Source organism: Scandinavium manionii (assembly GCF_024764775.1).
In the GTDB taxonomy this organism is placed as follows: domain Bacteria; phylum Pseudomonadota; class Gammaproteobacteria; order Enterobacterales; family Enterobacteriaceae; genus Scandinavium; species Scandinavium manionii.
In genome coordinates, this window is sequence record NZ_JALIGC010000037.1 from 162,060 (window position 1) to 178,258 (window position 16,199).

Below are 16,199 nucleotides of genomic sequence, written 5' to 3' on the forward strand. Positions count from 1 at the left end.
CGTAAAGCGTTAAACGGCTGGCGAAGAAATCGCCAGCCGCGTCTACCCTTACAGGACACCTCACTGCAAGGAGACGGTAATGACCAACAATCCTCCCTCCACGGGCATCCAGCCCGGCGTTTATGGTTTTCCCCTCAAGCTGAAAGCGCGTTACGACAACTTTATCGGCGGCAACTGGGTCGCACCGACGGACGGCGAGTACTACAAAAACCTGACTCCGGTCACCGGGCAGTTGTTGTGTGAAGTCGCGTCATCCGGGCCGCGAGACATCGATCTGGCGCTGGATGCGGCGCATAAAATCAAAGACAAATGGGGGCAAACCTCTGTCCAGGACAGGGCTGCCATTCTGCTCAAAATTGCCGATCGCATGGAGCAAAACATCGAGCTCCTGGCGACGGCGGAAACCTGGGATAACGGTAAACCGATTCGCGAAACCACTGCCGCCGATGTGCCGCTGGCGATTGACCATTTCCGCTATTTTGCCTCCTGTATCCGCGCGCAGGAAGGCGGGATCAGCGAAGTCGACAGCGATACCGTGGCCTATCATTTCCACGAACCGCTGGGCGTGGTCGGGCAGATTATTCCGTGGAACTTCCCGCTGCTGATGGCGAGCTGGAAAATGGCGCCAGCGCTGGCTGCCGGAAACTGTGTGATCCTCAAACCTGCTCGCCTGACGCCGCTGTCGGTATTAATGCTAATGGAGATTATCGGCGACCTGCTGCCGCCGGGCGTGGTGAACGTGGTCAACGGCGCGGGTGGTGAAATCGGCGAATATCTGGCGACCTCAAAACGCATCAACAAAGTGGCCTTTACCGGCTCGACGGAAGTCGGCCAGCAAATCATGCAGTACGCCACCCAGAATATCATCCCGGTGACGCTGGAACTCGGCGGAAAATCGCCGAACATCTTCTTTGCCGACGTGATGGACGAAGAGGACGCCTTCTTTGAGAAAGCGCTGGAAGGGTTGGCGCTGTTTGCCTTCAACCAGGGCGAGGTCTGTACCTGCCCGAGCCGCGCGCTGGTGCATGAATCCATCTACGACCGCTTTATGGAACGCGCCATTCGTCGGGTGGAAAGCATCCGCAGCGGCAACCCGCTCGACAACGTGACGCAAATGGGCGCGCAGGTTTCCAGTGGACAAATGGACACTATCCTCAACTACATCGACATCGGTAAAAAAGAGGGGGCGGACGTGCTGACCGGCGGACGGCGCAAAATGTTCGAGGGCGATCTGAAAGAGGGCTATTACCTCGAGCCGACCATCCTGTTTGGCAAAAACAATATGCGGGTGTTCCAGGAGGAGATCTTTGGCCCGGTGTTATCCGTGACGACGTTCAAAACCATGGAAGAGGCGCTGGCGATTGCCAACGATACCCAATACGGGCTGGGTGCGGGCGTCTGGAGTCGCAACGGTAATCTGGCGTATAAAATGGGGCGCGGCATTCAGGCCGGGCGCGTGTGGACCAACTGCTATCACGCCTATCCTGCCCACGCCGCGTTTGGCGGCTACAAGCAGTCAGGAATTGGCCGTGAAACCCACAAAATGATGCTCGAGCATTACCAGCAAACCAAATGCCTGCTGGTGAGTTACTCCGATAAACCGTTAGGCCTGTTCTAACGGAAAATGCCCGGTGCGCAGCGCCACCGGGCATCTTTTTACTTAATGTCCTGCCGACGCGGCGGCACTCGGTGCGCCGGATCTCACAAACGGTGGACGGGTGAACCAGATAATGACGATCAACCCCATAAAGCCCCAGCCAAGGAGCCAGAAGTAATCAATCGTCGACATCATGTACGCCTGCTGTTCGATGGTTCTGTCGATCAGCGCGAAATGCTGCTGCGTCGGGCCGCCCATCTTCTGCACGTAATCCACCGCCGCCGGATTGTATTGCGACACACTTTCCGTCAGGTTGGCGTGATGGAAAATTTCGCGGCGCTGCCAAATCCAGGTGGTCAGCGAGGAGGCAAACGAGCCGCCGAGGACGCGGAAGAATGTCGCCAGGCCAGAACCTTCCGCCACTTCGTTGCCATGCAGATTAGACAGCACGATGGTCGTCAGCGGCATAAAGAAGAACGCCACCCCAATCCCCATAAACATCTGCACGCCCGCAATGGTGCGGAAATCCACATCGGTACTAAACTGCGCGCGCATCAGGCATGACGCGCCCATCGTCAGGAACGACAATGAACATAGAATCCGCAGGTCCACGCGGGTGGCGTAGCGCCCGATAATCGGCGTCATCAGCAACGGTAAAAAACCCATCGGCGCGGCGGCAAGCCCGGCCCAGATGGCGGTATAGCCCATCTGCGTTTGCAGCCACTGCGGCAGAATAATGTTAATGGCGAAGAACGCGGCATAGCCGAGCATTAACGACAGCGTACCAATCGCGAAATTACGGTCCTTAAACAGGCGCAGATTCACGATCGGATGCTTGTCATCCAGCTCCCACATCACAAAGGAAATCAGGCTGATGGCGGAGACAATGGACATCACAATAATCGGCGTGGAGGAGAACCAGTCTTCGTCGTTGCCTTTATCGAGTACCACCTGCAACAGGCCCACACCCAGCACCAGCAGCATGATCCCGATGTAGTCGATAGGTGAAGACTGCGTGGTTTCTTCACGCCCGCGAAGCTGCGTCCAGACCACAATCGAGGCAAAAATACCGATGGGTACGTTGATATAAAAAATCCACGGCCAGGAGTAGTTATCGGTTATCCATCCGCCGGTAATCGGCCCGACAATCGGCGCAACCACGGTCACCATCGACAGCAGTGCCAGCGCCATACTTCGCTTCATCGGCGGGAAGATAACCAGTAACAGCGTCTGGCACATCGGGAACATCGGCCCGGCGCAAAAGCCTTGCAGCGCTCGGAAGATAATCAGCTCCGTCATGCTGTGGGCGAAGCCGCACAGGAACGAGGTCAGGGTGAAAAACACCACTGAAGCGATGAACAGCCGAAGCTGACCAAAACGCCGGGTAAACCAGCCGGTAAGCGGCAGGGCAATGGCGTTACACACCGCAAAGGAAGTGATAACCCATGTGCCCTGGTCGGCGCTGACCCCGAGGTTACCGGAAATGGTCGGCAGGGCCACGTTGGCGATGGTGGAATCCAGCACCTGCATAAACGTCGCCAGGGACAACGCCAGCGTCGCCAGGATCAGGCTCGGTGGCGTATAAGCGGCCTTAGGTTCTGACATAACTGCTCTCCTAGCGCTGCGCGGAGGCTACGGCGCTGCTGTTGTCATGCAGAATTTTGGCGACCAGTTTGTCGGCGGCTGCCATCGGCGTGTTGTACACGTCGGTGGTAAAGCGCGGCTCGCTAACGGTTTTTTGCGGCAGAAGATGGCCGTCGAGGTCACGAATATCGACCTGCACGTTCATCGACAGACCAATACGCAATGGATGCTTTTGCATGTCATGTTCGTCGAGCGCAATGCGCACCGGCAGACGCTGCACAATCTTGATCCAGTTCCCGCTGGCGTTCTGCGCAGGCAGCAGCGAGAACGCGCTCCCGGTGCCGATCCCCAGGCTTTCGATGGTGCCGTGATACTGTACGTCATCACCGTACAGGTCCGCATTCAGCGTCACTTTCTGCCCCAGGCGCATGTCCTGCATCTGGCTCTCTTTAAAGTTGGCATCGACCCACACTTCCTTCAGCGGCACGATCGACAACAGCGTGGTACCGGATGTCACCCGCATCCCAAGCTGTACAGCACGCTTCGCGACAAAGCCGCTGACTGGCGCAACGATGGTGCTACGGGCGTTATCCAGATAGCGCTGACGCAGGGTCGCTACGGCAGTTTTAATTTCCGGATGGCTGTCGATAACGGTGTCATCGACCATCGCCTGATTGGTTTTCAACGCCTGCTCTACAGCGGTTAAATCGCTCTGCGCACTGGTGACCGCATCACGATAATGGGAAAGGTCTTCCGCTGAGACCGCGCCGCTGGCGAAAATTTTCTGTCGGCGGTTGTAGTCATTTTGCGCCGTTTGCAGCGCGACTTTTTTGGCCGCTACCTGCGCGCGATAATTATCGGCAGTGCTGTATAAACCGCGAACCTGACGCACGGTGCTGGCGAGATCGGCTTCGGCCTGCTGCAACGCAATTTCGGTATCGCTCGGGTCAAGCAGGACCAACGGCTGGCCTTTCTGCACGAAATCGCCTTCATCGACCGTTACCTGTGTTACCGTCCCGGCAATCTGCGGGGTCAGCGTGACCTGGTTGCCGTTGACATAGGCGTCATCGGTTGATTCATAAAAACGGGCATACAGCAGATACCACGCCAGGCTGCCTGCGGCGGCGAGGATGAGGATCAGCAATAAAATGGCGAAATTACGTTTGCGTTTGCTGGGACGTTGAGTCGTGTCCGGAGCGGTGTTTTCCATAGTGATAATGGCCTTTGGCTTGTGCTTAGCGATGGGGAGCCGTGAATTCGTCCGGCAGCATTTTGATAAGAATGTCTTTCAGCTGTTGGGATTCATCGGGGGTCAGACGGGCCGTTAAATCAGCCAGGATGGTATTAAGTGCTTCATTCTGAAAGGTTTCGCAGAGGTGTTGGCCTTTCTCCGTCAGGGCCAGGATCACCTGGCGTTTGTCTTGCGGATTAGGATGGCGTTCAATCAGGTCATGCTTGACCATCCTTTCCACCATGCGGCTCATCGCGCCGGTATCCATCTGCAAGCTTTTGCAGATTTCCGCCGGGCGGGTGTTCCCTTTGAAGATATTAATCAGCACCTTAAATTGCGGCGCGGTAACCCCGGCACCGGAAAAATAGTGACTGATAAGCTGGTCTTTGAATTGGCTTGCCAGATGAAAAAGCAAACCCAGATGCAGGTTTTTGTCGGTGCTCGCCGTTGCGGATGTCATGATAGCTGCCTGGTCAGTAATTAAATTAATGATTACTGCCAGGTCAACTATTGTCAATAAACGTCAGTGTAAAGCACACGGATTGACAAACACCGCTCCGCTCCGTTTTGCGCGCGCGGCTGTAAAACTTCCTGTCGTTTGCATCACCCATAAACTTTACTGCGTAGCACATTCCCGAATGACAATTCTCCCCCTGCTCAGATACCTGACGTGCGATATCGTGATGTCTATTACTGATGGTGTGTGTATGGTGTGTATAATTATCGAGGGAAGATAATGTGACCAGTGCGGAAGTGATAGGCATTCTGAAAAAGAACGGCTGGATTGAGAAGCGCACCAGGGGAAGTCATCATCAATTCGTCATCCCGAGCGGCCTGGGCTGGTCACGGTTCCCCATCCGAAAAAAGACATCAAGCCTGGGACGCTGATGCAAATTTGGCGTCAGGCAGGGCTCAAACACTAAATTTCAGGAGCGACCATGTTTTATCCGGCTTATATCCATTCTGACGCCGACGGAAGCGCCAGTGGCTTTTTCCCTGATGTTCCCGGTTGTTATTTTGCGGGGGATTCTCTCGACGCGGCGTTCCAGGATGCCCGAAGCGCACTGACGGCCCATTTTGAAACTCTGTGTGAGATGCAGGACATCATCCCGAATCCTGACGCGGTTGAACATCACCTTGAGCAGCGGTCGGAGGATTTCAGCGGCGGGCAGTGGCTGCTGGTGGATATCAATATGAATCAATTTGACGGACGGGCAGAGCGGATCAACATCACCCTGCCACGGCGTCTACTCGCAAAAATTGATGGCTTTGTTCTCGAACATCCGCGATTCAGCAACCGTAGCGCATTTCTTGCCGAAGCCGCACGGCGGGTGCTGCAGGGGTGAACATGAGGTTTTGTAGGCCCGGCAAGCCTGCGCCGCCGGGCATGTCGCAATCACCCCTCATTCACCCAGATCCGCATTTCACCTTCGCCGCGGTTGGCCCAGCAGAACCACGGGATAAAGGTCAGCGTCTGGGTCTGGCGGGTGGCAGGCGAGCGGTCGTAATGCCACAGGGATTGCTGCTCCGGTTTTGCTGAAGTCTGTTTTACACCTTCGGCCTGAATTAGCACCTTGTGGGCGAACAGGCCTTTGCCTTCAAACGCATTGAACGTCGCGTTTTCCGGCAGCCACAGGTTATGCAGTTCCTCACCGTTGTCTGCTTGTTCGAGGCAGTACACCAACGGGCCGCGCTGAATCGCGACTTTTCCGGCCACGTGGCGTACCAGCGGGTTGCCATAAACGCGGCGAACCGGCATCGGGAACGTGAGCGTCAGCGTGTCACCCTCCAGCCAGCGGCGGTTGATGTGCAGATAGCCTTTGCGGGCTTCACTCGTCACCGGGACGCCGTTGAGTGATACCTGCGGCGCGTCGCACCAGTCCGGTAAACGCAGCGCCAGCGTGTGCTGCACCGGCTGGGCTGAGTCGATGGCGATGGTGACTTTTTCCTGCCACGGGAATTCCCCGCTGATGCGCAGACGCAGCGTTTCATCGCCTACCGTGACTTCGGCGCTGTTACCGACGTACAGGTTGATGTACAGCGCGTCCTCACGCGGCGTGTAGATGTAATGCCCGATCGAGGTCAGCACGCGGGCGATATTCGGAGGGCAGCAGGCGCAGCCGAACCAACGTTGGCGGACAGGCTTTACATGATCGTAGATGTGATTGAAATTCAGCGACTTCGGATGCACTTCCAGCGGGTTAACGTAGAAGAAGTGCTTACCATCCAGGGCCATGCCGCCGAGCACGGTATTATACAACGCGCGTTCCATCACGTCGGCATACTGACTGTCGGCTTCCATCTCCAGCATCCGCCGGGCGAACATCATCAGGCCAATCGAGGCGCAGCTTTCGGCGTACACCGTGTCGTTGGGCAGGTCGTAATCGCTACTGAACGCTTCGCCGCTGCTCTGGGAGCCAATCCCGCCGGTGATGTACAGCTGGCGCTGAGCCATGTTGTTCCACAGACGCAGGCAATCCTTGCGCTTCGCTTCGTCGTTGCTGAGCCGCGCCAGGTGCGCCACGCCAGTCATCAGGTATACAAAACGTACCGCGTGACCGATGGCCGTCGGCTGCTCTGCCAGCGGCTGATGCGCCTGGCTGTAGGCTTTGTCCTTTACCATCCACGCCGGACCATGGGTATTCCAGTACGAGGTTTTTCCGCGCTTTTCGTACTCAATATCGTAGTAATGCGGCTGCGTTCCCCGTTGTTCGACGAAGTAATTCACCAGATGCAGATAGCGCGGTTCCTGCGTGACGTCGAACAGTCGCATCAGCGCCAGTTCAATTTCCGGATGCCCCGGATAACCATGCAGCTGGTTTTCACCGGGGCCAAAAACGTGGTCGATGTGGTCGGCGAGTTTGCACACGACGTCCAACAGACGACGCTTGCCGGTGGCCTGGAAGAAGGCCACGCCGGCTTCAATCATATGTCCGGCACAGTACAGCTCGTGGCATTCCGCGAGGTTAGTCCAGCGCTCCTGCGGGGCTTTAACGGTGAAATACGTGTTCAGATAGCCGTCGTCGCACTGGGCCGCCGCAACCAGCTCAATCACTTCATCGGCGGTCTTTTCCAGCTCGCTGTCCGGCTTCTGGCACAGCGACCAGGCCACCGCTTCCAGCCATTTTGCGACGTCGCTGTCCTGAAACACCATGCCGTAAAACTCACCTTGTGAGCGTCCGGCGGCGATACGGAAATTCTCAATAGCGTGGCTCGGATCGGCTTCTGCAATCCTGTCGTTCAGCGCGTCCCACTGATAGGGAATAACCACGTCACGCACCAGTTGCTGGTACTGACCGAGAAACGGATCGCTGACTTTGAGCTTATGCAGGTCGACTTCCATCACAGACATAACGTTCTCCTTAAGACTGAACATGGCGCACACGCAGGTCGGTGGCGATGCGCGACATCATAGGGTTGTTGAGTTTGCAGGTGCGCAGGGTGAAGGCCAGCAGCAAGTGGAACACCGCAGGTAACAGTGTTTCCATCGCGGTCATGCCGTGCAGCGAGGCCGCGGTCTGGTTCCCGGTGCCGGGTTGATAGGCGACGAAGATGAATACCAGACTGACGATCCCGGCGCTGGACGCCCAGGCGAGCTTGATGCAGAAAAGGTTAAAGGCGAAGTTCATGCCGGATGAACGCACACCGGTTTTCCACTCGCCGTAGTCGTCGGCGAAGGCCATTAGCCCGAAGTGCAGCGGCAGCGTGAAGCCGAGAATGATGCCGTTGCCGAGAATAACGACCAGCCACAGCGTCTGCCACGCCGGGCCGACGGGCAGGAACCACATCGCTACCGCTAACACGGCTAAAACCAGGTTGGTGTAATAGTAAAGTTTTACCGTATCGACGCGTTTTGTCAGCGGATTGACGACGATCGAACCGAGTATTGATGCAAATGTCACCATCGTGAAGAACAGTGAGGTGTACGCCGTACTGCCCTGTAAAACGTAGGTGATGAAGTACATGTAGCCGCCGCCGCGGATGTTGAACACGTTGATCAGCAGGAAGGACATCACCAGCATCAGCAGCAACTGGTCATTTTTACGCAGTCCGGCAATGTGCTGGCGGAGGGTAAACTGGCCCATGGTGTCCAGCGGTACGCGCTCGCGCACCCAGAAGAAGCAGCACAGGAACATCACCACCGCCACCGCACACAGAATGCCGACGCCCATCTGCCAGCCGTGCGCGACGTTGCCTTTTCCGAGCGCAGACACCAGCCACGGCAGCCCTACGGAGACTAAAAAGCCCGCCACGCCGCACAGCACAAAGCGCCAGGACTGACAGGCCAGCACTTCGGAATGGCGCGTGGTCATGGTGTTGATCAGCGCGCAGTACGGCACGTTGATGGCGGTATAGCTCACGGAAAGCAGCAGATAGGTGCCGAATGCCCAGAGAATTTTCATGTTCATGCTGACGTCTGGCACGGTGAACGTCAGCACGCCGATGAGGCCAATCGGCACCGCAATCCACAGCTGCCATGGGCGAAAGCGTCCCCAGCGGCTTTGGGTACGGTCGGCGATGACGCCCATTATCGGGTCCGAAATGGCGTCAAAGACGCGCAGGGCGATGAATAATGTGCCGACCAGCGCCGGAGTCAGGCCGAAAACGTCGGTATAGAAAAAGGTCAAAAAGTTCATGATCAGGCAGGTGATGACGGTGCCACCGGCATCGCCCAGCCCGTAACCGATTTTTTCTCGGGTCGACAGCGCCTCGTTGGCGGTGTGTTGCGCGAGTTCGGTTTGCGTAATCGGAGCAGAAGTCATTGAAAACTCCTCACGTAGGTCAGGGTGCGTGACCCGCTTTTGGGCGGGCTTATTGTGTGTTTCGCAAGGTACCTGATCCATTCTGCCTGGAATCGCGCGCCCAACAAGGGAAGGGGAAAGTAGAAAAAGATGACGATTCCGACCTGATGCGCAAAGTGTGATCGTGATCCGGTGCGCTGGCTGTTTTTAATTAATAATCAAAGATAAGAGGCAATTTATTCACGCTAAAAAGCGAGAAAGTGAATATCCATGATTGAATTATCCATAGCGTTTCCGATTCGGGTGCAGAACGGAGGGTTGTTCATTTCACGCGGCGTGGGCAGCCATCCGGCGCGCAAACTGAATTCCTGGGAACTGGTATTTGTCGAGCGCGGCGAGTTCAGGATCCGTGAAGATGGGTGCCTGTTTAGCGTTCAGGCGGGCGAAAGCCTGTTGCTGCGTCCGGGATGTCAGCACGTAGGTGAAGGGAAGTTTCCGGCGGACCTTAAATTCTACTGGCTGCATTTTGACTGGCTCGACGTCACGCTGAATTCCGCGTTACGCCAGACGCTGCTGACTATTCCGCAGCATACGGGCGTAGGTTCCCCGTCTTACATCATCTCGCTGTTCCGCCAGTTCCTGAACGAGCAGGAAAATGTGCACCGCAGCATTGCGCTGGAGTGCATTTTGTTGCTGATCCTCCAACAGCTTTCAGCGGCGGGATCGCAGGAAAGCGCGAGCGAAAGCCCTGGCGTAGCGCTGGCCTACCGTGCGCAGCAGACGTTGCGCACGCAGTATCACTTGCCACTTTCTACCTCGCAGCTGGCGAAAGAGCTGCACTGCAGCGCGGATTATCTCGGGCGCGTTTACCGACGCACGTTCGGTTTAACGCTGACCGAAGCGCTCCATCGCCAGCGGGTGATGGCGGCGGAAAAACTGCTGATCAGCGACTCCCTGTCGTTGAAGGAAGTGGCCAGCCGCTGTGGGTTTAGCGATACCGGTTATTTCAGGCAGATATTCCGCAAGCACACCGGGCTGACTCCGGCGGCGTGGAAGCGGCGTTATTGCAAAGAACATATCAATTCTGGTTGAGTTTCATCAAGGCACTGTGCAATGCAGGGCAGACGTACTTTATCAACGGGAAGCGTTGGCCCCGATTTTTCAGGGCCAGCATGATTTAACAGCCGCTTTCCTGCCAGGCTTTTTCTATTTCCTCGGCAAGTATTTTGACCCCCGCTTCGATTTTCTCCGGGTCCGGCACGTAGTTCATGCGCATACACTGGTGCGTGTGCGGCCACGGTTTATCGAGCCCCGGGAAGAAGAAGTCGCCAGGCACCATCAGTACGCCACGCTTTTTCAGGCGCTGGTACAAAATTTCAGTGGTGATGGGCAGATCTTTAAACCACAGCCACAGGAAAATAGCGCCTTCTGGTTTGTGGATCAGGCAGCGTTCTTCCGGCAAATAACGACGAATAGTGGCAATCGTTTCGTGAACGCGCTGGTAATAGAACGGTTTGATGACCGTTTCTGACAGGCGCAGCAGGTCTTTTCGCTGGATCATTTCGCACATCATCGCCGGGCCAATACCGCCAGGGGAGAGGCTGATGATGCCATTCATATTGCTGATTGCGCTGATGATTTTTTCATTGGCGATAATGATGCCGCAGCGGCTGCCCGGCAGGCCGAGCTTCGACAGGCTCATGCACAGCACGATGTTCGGGTTCCACAGCGGACGCGCTTCGCTAAAGATAATGCCCGGGAACGGCACGCCGTAAGCGTTATCAATGACCAGCGGAATACCATGCTGATTGGCCAACGCATCGAGTTTCAACAACTCTTCATCAGTGATGACGTTGCCCGTCGGGTTGGTCGGGCGGGAAACGCAGATCATCCCGGTTTCGTCGGTGACGCGCAGATGCTCGAAGTCGACGTGATACTTGAACTGGCCTTCTGGCAGCAGCTCAATATTCGGACGCGCGGAGACAAACAGGTCTTCTTCAAGACCTGAATCAGCATAACCGATGTATTCCGGCGTCAGCGGGAACAGGACTTTGCGGGTGGTTCCATCGGCACGACGACCAGCGAAGAGGTTAAACAAGTAGAAAAACGCGCTCTGGCTGCCATTTGTCAGTGCAATATTCTGTGGTTCGATATCCCAGCCGAGCTCTTCACGCAGCATGGTCGACAGGGCGGCCAGCAGTTCGGTTTTGCCCTGTGGGCCGTCATAATTACACAGCGCTTCAGTCGCTTTGCCGCTTTCCAGCATGTCTGCCAGCAGATTCTGGAAGTAGTCGTTCATCTCCGGAATTTGTGCCGGGTTGCCGCCGCCGAGCATGATGGCGCCTGGCGTGCGCAGGCCATCGTTAAGATCTTCCATCAGGCGGGTGATACCGGAATGACGGGTGAATTTGTCGCCGAAAAGTGAAAAAGTCATATACAGGTGTTCTGTCGGTCTTCTGGGTAGGGGCTAACCATAACCTCTGCGCCAGCGAGGTGCAAACCGGTGAAGACTTTCTTGTTTGGTGATTTGTTCTGCGTTTAATTCCAGTTATGGATTAAAACACTGCATGGTGCGCAGAGAGTTAGCCTGTCAGGGTTTTGCTGCCCACACCACCATCACTTTATCGCCGTCATGTTCGCGCACGAAACCGTAGGCCTGAGGCAAGGTGAGCGTGGTTTGGCGTCCCGCGCCAATGGCCGGATGGCGGGCGCGGAACTGGCCAAGTTTCTGCCAATGGGCGACGGTGGCGGCTTCTTGCCCGGAGACGTCCTGCCAGTTCATGTCTGAGCGCGTGCCCTGCAACGGGTCGGAGCCAGTAGGGCCAAACGGGCGGGCAGATTCGTCACCGTAAAATATCTGTACCGCACCCGGGGCGAGCAACAACAGTTCTGCTGCCTTGCTGCCACCCTCGCGGAACAATCGCGTGTCGTGGGAGGAGAGATAGCTCAGCACGTTGAAATTCTGCAATTTGTCAGCCATTTGCTGCCAGGTGGTGTCGATGTTGGCCAGGCAATTCACCGCTTTCGCCGCCTGCTCCTGATAATCGAAATTAATCATCGCGTCGAAACCGTGCTGGTAATACGCACTCTGCATCACGCCGTGGCCCCAGGCTTCGCCGGTCATCCAGAATGCGCCCTCATCAGGCGATTTACCCGGATTCGCCTTCTTCCACGCCGCCAGCGCTTCGGTGGCCTGCGTTTTTAGCTGCTGCCAGGCCGGGAGTTCAACGTGTTTGGCGGTATCAATCCGGAAACCGTCGATGCCGTAATCCCGCACCCATTGGCTTAACCAGTGCGTCAGATAGTCGCGCGGCGTGTAACCCGCAATGGCCCTGGCTGCAGTATCTGGTTTGTGCTGATAAAACACCGGCAGGCCAGAAACGGTTGTGGATTCGGTTTTGAGGTCCGGCAGGAAGGCCAGCGACATCGTTAAATCATCGAAGCCGGGGTTGTCGTAGTCGCCAATATCGGTGCGGACCCACTGCTTGCCCCACCATTTTTCCCACGCCGTTTTATCGCTAAAGTTGATGTAATCATTAAAACTGTGCCAGGTCTGGCCTGGACCGGGTTTCCAGTCGGTCCAGTGCTCGCCGAGGGTTTTCTTCAGCGCATCGCCCTGCAAATAGAGTGCGCCAAACTGGTACGCCTGCATATCGGCCAGCGTGGCATAACCAGTGTGGTTCATCACCACGTCAAATAGAATGCGGATGCCACGCTTGTGCGCTTCGTCTACCAGACGACGCAGGTCGTGCTCGTTGCCCATGTTGGCATCGAGTTTTGTCCAGTCCTGTGGGTAATAGCCGTGGTAGGCGTAGTGCGGGAAATCCCCTTTGGTACCGCCCCCGACCCAGCCGTGAATTTGCTCCAGCGGCGAGCTAATCCATAGCGCATTGACCCCGAGCTGCTGTAGATAATCGAGTTTGCTGGTGAGCCCTTGCAAATCACCGCCGTGAAATGTGCCGATCTCCTGCAAACCATCACTATGGCGACCGTAACTGTGGTCGTTATTCGGATTGCCGCTCACATAGCGGTCGGTCAATACGAAATAGACCGTGGCGTTATGCCAGTCGAACGCGGCGGGCTGCTGAGTTTTCGCGTTTTCAAGCAACAGCAGGCCGTTGCTGCCTTCAGCAGGCTGCATGGTGATTTTGCCCTCTTTCACCGTCGCCATTTTCCCACTGTAAAAATCGCGGACCGTGCTGCCTTCTGAGAAGATCTTGCTGACATCCAGCGTGAGCGGTTTACCGTCCCAGCGTGGGCACTGGCGCACTTCCACATTCGCAGTTGTCACCGCCTCGCTTTTGACGCTCAGCATCAGCGTTGGCGTGCCTGAGCGGGTGTCCACCGCCAGCGTGTACTCGCCGTCGCGAAACAGTCGCCACTGCGGGGCATCGCCGTGGCAGGGCTCAAGCGACAGCATTTCATTTAATTTTATCGTCGAAGCGGGCTGCCAGCACTCTTGGTCAAGATGTAACGTCAACGGATGTGTACCCTTCGTCAGCGTTTTCTGACTGACAAATGTCCCACTGCCTTCAGGTTTGAATGCAGGAAAATCCGGGGCGGTCCAGCCTGCGAAGGCGGCACCGGGCAGCAGAAGTAATACAACAGCGGCAAGTTTCATCGCGTTCACCTGAAGTCAATTTTAGTGCATTTTGCCAGCCGTCACGGTGTTATCCCTCCTCCTTCATTGGCATTCCAGGGGAGGACCTCGCAGGGTGAGTGATCTGCCTCTAATGAGAACAGGAATTTCTGCGATTAAGCTTTGAATTTCAGAATTATGAATCGAAAGAATGCCCTTCGTGCAGAACCTCGTTTAGGAATTTGCTTATATCGTAGGGTGCGCTGCCGGGGTATTTTTGGTATCATTCGCGATTCATTTCGCAGTTATATGCATAATTCAAGGCGTTGGAATGATTATTTCCGACCAGGAGACCTAATGATATCGACTCCCATTCGACGATATGGGGCCGCGATACTCATGTTACTCACCGGTGTATTTTCAGGTGGGGTGCTGGCAACAACGCACACAGCAACAACGAGTCACAAAGCCCCGGTAATAAAGACAAGTAGTAGTACCAAGGTAAGCAGTAAACAAGAGTATTCTCGCAATAGTGCAAAGAGTAGTTCACTTCCTGATTTGCGAAAATACCCTTCCGGAACACCTCGTAAAAAAGCGTTTCTCCGGACCGTAATGCCTTATATTACCAGTCAAAATGCAGCAATCACCGCCGATCGTAACTGGCTTGTTTCCAAGCAGTACGATGGTCGCTGGTCGCCGACAGAGCGTTCGCGCCTGAAAGGTATCACTAAACGCTATAAAATCAGCTGGTCCGGGAATACGCGTAAAATTCCATGGAACTCGCTGCTTGAGCGCGTGGATATCATTCCTGGCAGCATGGTTGCGACCATGGCCGCAGCAGAAAGTGGTTGGGGTACGTCGAAGCTCGCACGTAACAACAACAATCTCTTTGGCATGAAGTGTGGTCGTGGCAAATGCGCTGGCAAAGTGAAAGGCTACTCGCACTTTGACACCGTCAAAGAGTCTGTTGAAGCATATGTGGTGAACCTGAACACGCATCCGGCTTATAAGTCATTCCGTAAGTCCCGTGCGCAACTGCGCAAAACGGACCAGGAAGTCACGGCCAGTGCGATGATCCACAAGCTGAAAGGTTATTCGACCCGCGGGTCAAGCTACAATAATTTCTTGTTCAGTATGTACCAGGATAATCAGCGTCTGATTGCCGCTCATATGTAATCACGCTCTGCCTGATACCGCTAAAAACGCCTTCCATCGGAAGGCGTTTTTGTTTTCTGCGCCAGCTACACCAGCGCTTCGCCGAAGCGTTCGCGATATTCTTTGGGCGTGGTGTCGTATTCCTTTTTAAATACCGAATAGAAATATTGTAGCGACGGATAGCCGCACATCTGCGAGATCTCGTTGATGGATAAAGACGTCGACACCAGCAGGCTGCGCGCTTTTTCCAGCTTTTCGCTGTGAATAACGGCGTGAATGGTTTCGCCCACTTCCTCTTTAAAGCGTTTCTCCAGATTGGAACGCGAAATACCCACCGCATCCAGCACCTGTTCCACCTTAATACCCTTACAGGCGTTATTGCGGATGTAGTGCATCGCCTGAATCACCGCCGGATCGTCGAGAGAACGATAATCCGTGGAGCGCCGCTCAATCACACGCACCGGCGGGACCAGCAGACGTTGCAGCGGCAGCTCTTCGTTATCCAGCAGACGATGCAGTAGTTTGGCGGCCTGATAGCCCATCTGGCGCGTGCCCTGCGCCACGGATGAGAGCGCCACGCGAGACAGATAGCGCGTCAGCTCTTCGTTATCGATACCAATCACACACAGCTTTTCCGGCACTGGAATATGCAGATGTTCGCAGGCCTGTAAGATGTGACGCGCACGGGCGTCGGTCACGGCGATAATCCCGGTTTGCGGCGGCAGTGTTTGCAGCCAGTCGGCCAGCCGATTTTGCGCATGCTGCCAGTTATCCGGCGCGGTTTCCTGGCCCTGATACACCACGCCGCGGTATTTCTCTTTCGCCACAATCTGGCAAAAGGCATGCTCACGCTCAACTGCCCAGCGCTTGCCACTGGAGGAGGGCAGGCCGTAAAAAGCAAAGCGATGAACGCCTTTTTCCTTCAGATGTAAAAACGCGCTTTCTACCAGGGCATGGTTATCAGTCGCGATATAGTGAACCGGAGGATAGTGCTCCGGGCGATGATACGAGCCGCCAACGCCGACGATAGGCACCTCAACATCGCCGAGCAGGGCTTCGATTATCGGATCGTCAAAGTCGGCGATAACGCCGTCACCGAGACATTCCTTTATGTTTTCAATGCGGGCGCGAAAATCCTCTTCGATAAAAATATCCCATTCCGACTGGGACGCCTGTAAGTACTCGCCCACGCCTTCCACAACCTGACGGTCATAGGCTTTGTTGGCGTTGAATAACAGCGTGACCCGGTGGCGCTTTTCAAACATGGTTTGCTTTCCTGAAGAAACAAGGATGGCGAGACCCGAAAGTGTC

12 protein-coding genes and 1 pseudogene are annotated in these 16,199 nt (G+C 55.6%); 5 read left to right on the forward strand and 8 right to left on the reverse strand.

What is annotated here, in order from left to right; translation table 11 throughout:
- The first annotated feature begins 79 nt into the window (after positions 1–79).
- Positions 80–1,618, forward strand: a complete 1,539-nt coding sequence (exaC, locus tag MUU51_RS10570; protein WP_159769164.1) for an acetaldehyde dehydrogenase ExaC — start codon at positions 80–82, stop codon at positions 1,616–1,618.
- Between the two features lie 42 nt (positions 1,619–1,660).
- Here exaC and MUU51_RS10575 read toward each other — a convergent pair whose 3' ends face one another.
- Genes MUU51_RS10575 through MUU51_RS10585 form a run of 3 tightly spaced genes read right to left on the reverse strand, consistent with a single transcriptional unit; the run spans position 1,661 to position 4,872 of the window.
- Positions 1,661–3,202: a DHA2 family efflux MFS transporter permease subunit gene (locus MUU51_RS10575; RefSeq protein ID WP_159769167.1), complete on the reverse strand. Its 1,542-nt coding sequence runs from the start codon at positions 3,200–3,202 to the stop codon at positions 1,661–1,663.
- A gap of 10 nt (positions 3,203–3,212) precedes the next feature.
- Entirely contained in the window at positions 3,213–4,391 is a 1,179-nt protein-coding gene (locus MUU51_RS10580) for an HlyD family secretion protein (protein WP_159769170.1), read from the reverse strand.
- 25 nt (positions 4,392–4,416) lie between these two features.
- Positions 4,417–4,872: a MarR family transcriptional regulator gene (locus tag MUU51_RS10585; protein ID WP_258967724.1), complete on the reverse strand. Its 456-nt coding sequence runs from the start codon at positions 4,870–4,872 to the stop codon at positions 4,417–4,419.
- Positions 4,873–5,165: 293 nt separating this feature from the next.
- Between MUU51_RS10585 and MUU51_RS10590 the strand changes: the two are divergent.
- Together MUU51_RS10590 and MUU51_RS10595 are read left to right on the forward strand one after the other, a co-directional pair.
- A pseudogene (locus tag MUU51_RS10590) lies at positions 5,166–5,314 on the forward strand (type II toxin-antitoxin system HicA family toxin); the annotation flags it as partial.
- A 36-nt stretch (positions 5,315–5,350) separates the two neighbouring features.
- Complete coding sequence (locus MUU51_RS10595; protein WP_258967725.1) at positions 5,351–5,758, forward strand: type II toxin-antitoxin system HicB family antitoxin; 408 nt, start codon at positions 5,351–5,353, stop codon at positions 5,756–5,758.
- 50 nt (positions 5,759–5,808) lie between these two features.
- Here the strand turns inward: MUU51_RS10595 and MUU51_RS10600 are convergent, their stop codons facing one another.
- A complete protein-coding gene (locus MUU51_RS10600; RefSeq protein WP_159769179.1) occupies positions 5,809–7,764 on the reverse strand; it encodes a glycoside hydrolase family 127 protein in 1,956 nt (651 codons plus the stop codon).
- Between the two features lie 10 nt (positions 7,765–7,774).
- Positions 7,775–9,175 (reverse strand): MFS transporter, encoded by a 1,401-nt coding sequence (locus MUU51_RS10605; protein ID WP_258967726.1) that lies wholly within the window; start codon positions 9,173–9,175, stop codon positions 7,775–7,777.
- A gap of 249 nt (positions 9,176–9,424) precedes the next feature.
- Between MUU51_RS10605 and MUU51_RS10610 the strand changes: the two genes are divergently transcribed.
- Positions 9,425–10,246 carry an AraC family transcriptional regulator gene (locus tag MUU51_RS10610; protein ID WP_159769185.1) on the forward strand — a complete coding sequence of 274 codons (822 nt, stop codon included), beginning with the start codon at positions 9,425–9,427 and terminating at the stop codon, positions 10,244–10,246.
- An 85-nt stretch (positions 10,247–10,331) separates the two neighbouring features.
- On the opposite strand, the gene avtA is transcribed toward MUU51_RS10610, so the two are convergent.
- Both avtA and MUU51_RS10620 read right to left on the reverse strand, forming a co-directional pair.
- Positions 10,332–11,588, reverse strand: a complete 1,257-nt coding sequence (gene avtA / locus MUU51_RS10615; protein WP_258967727.1) for a valine--pyruvate transaminase — start codon at positions 11,586–11,588, stop codon at positions 10,332–10,334.
- Positions 11,589–11,744: 156 nt separating this feature from the next.
- Complete coding sequence (locus MUU51_RS10620) at positions 11,745–13,775, reverse strand: alpha-amylase (RefSeq protein WP_258967728.1); 2,031 nt, start codon at positions 13,773–13,775, stop codon at positions 11,745–11,747.
- A 315-nt stretch (positions 13,776–14,090) separates the two neighbouring features.
- Here MUU51_RS10620 and MUU51_RS10625 point away from each other — a divergent pair, with 315 nt between their 5' ends.
- Positions 14,091–14,909 carry a protein bax gene (locus MUU51_RS10625; protein ID WP_159769194.1) on the forward strand — a complete coding sequence of 273 codons (819 nt, stop codon included), beginning with the start codon at positions 14,091–14,093 and terminating at the stop codon, positions 14,907–14,909.
- A 65-nt stretch (positions 14,910–14,974) separates the two neighbouring features.
- On the opposite strand, the gene xylR is transcribed toward MUU51_RS10625, so the two are convergent.
- Positions 14,975–16,153 (reverse strand): D-xylose utilization transcriptional activator XylR, encoded by a 1,179-nt coding sequence (gene xylR / locus MUU51_RS10630; RefSeq protein WP_159757216.1) that lies wholly within the window; start codon positions 16,151–16,153, stop codon positions 14,975–14,977.
- Positions 16,154–16,199: the final 46 nt, after the last annotated feature.

Bases quoted from the DNA above. Each gene is read 5' to 3' on its own strand.
- exaC (WP_159769164.1), top strand. From the start codon at position 80: ATGACCAACAATCCTCCCTCCACGGGCATCCAGCCCGGCGTTTATGGT.
- MUU51_RS10575 (WP_159769167.1), bottom strand. From the start codon at position 3,202: ATGTCAGAACCTAAGGCCGCTTATACGCCACCGAGCCTGATCCTGGCG.
- MUU51_RS10580 (WP_159769170.1), bottom strand. From the start codon at position 4,391: ATGGAAAACACCGCTCCGGACACGACTCAACGTCCCAGCAAACGCAAA.
- MUU51_RS10585 (WP_258967724.1), bottom strand. From the start codon at position 4,872: ATGACATCCGCAACGGCGAGCACCGACAAAAACCTGCATCTGGGTTTG.
- MUU51_RS10595 (WP_258967725.1), top strand. From the start codon at position 5,351: ATGTTTTATCCGGCTTATATCCATTCTGACGCCGACGGAAGCGCCAGT.
- MUU51_RS10600 (WP_159769179.1), bottom strand. From the start codon at position 7,764: ATGTCTGTGATGGAAGTCGACCTGCATAAGCTCAAAGTCAGCGATCCG.
- MUU51_RS10605 (WP_258967726.1), bottom strand. From the start codon at position 9,175: ATGACTTCTGCTCCGATTACGCAAACCGAACTCGCGCAACACACCGCC.
- MUU51_RS10610 (WP_159769185.1), top strand. From the start codon at position 9,425: ATGATTGAATTATCCATAGCGTTTCCGATTCGGGTGCAGAACGGAGGG.
- avtA (WP_258967727.1), bottom strand. From the start codon at position 11,588: ATGACTTTTTCACTTTTCGGCGACAAATTCACCCGTCATTCCGGTATC.
- MUU51_RS10620 (WP_258967728.1), bottom strand. From the start codon at position 13,775: ATGAAACTTGCCGCTGTTGTATTACTTCTGCTGCCCGGTGCCGCCTTC.
- MUU51_RS10625 (WP_159769194.1), top strand. From the start codon at position 14,091: ATGATATCGACTCCCATTCGACGATATGGGGCCGCGATACTCATGTTA.
- xylR (WP_159757216.1), bottom strand. From the start codon at position 16,153: ATGTTTGAAAAGCGCCACCGGGTCACGCTGTTATTCAACGCCAACAAA.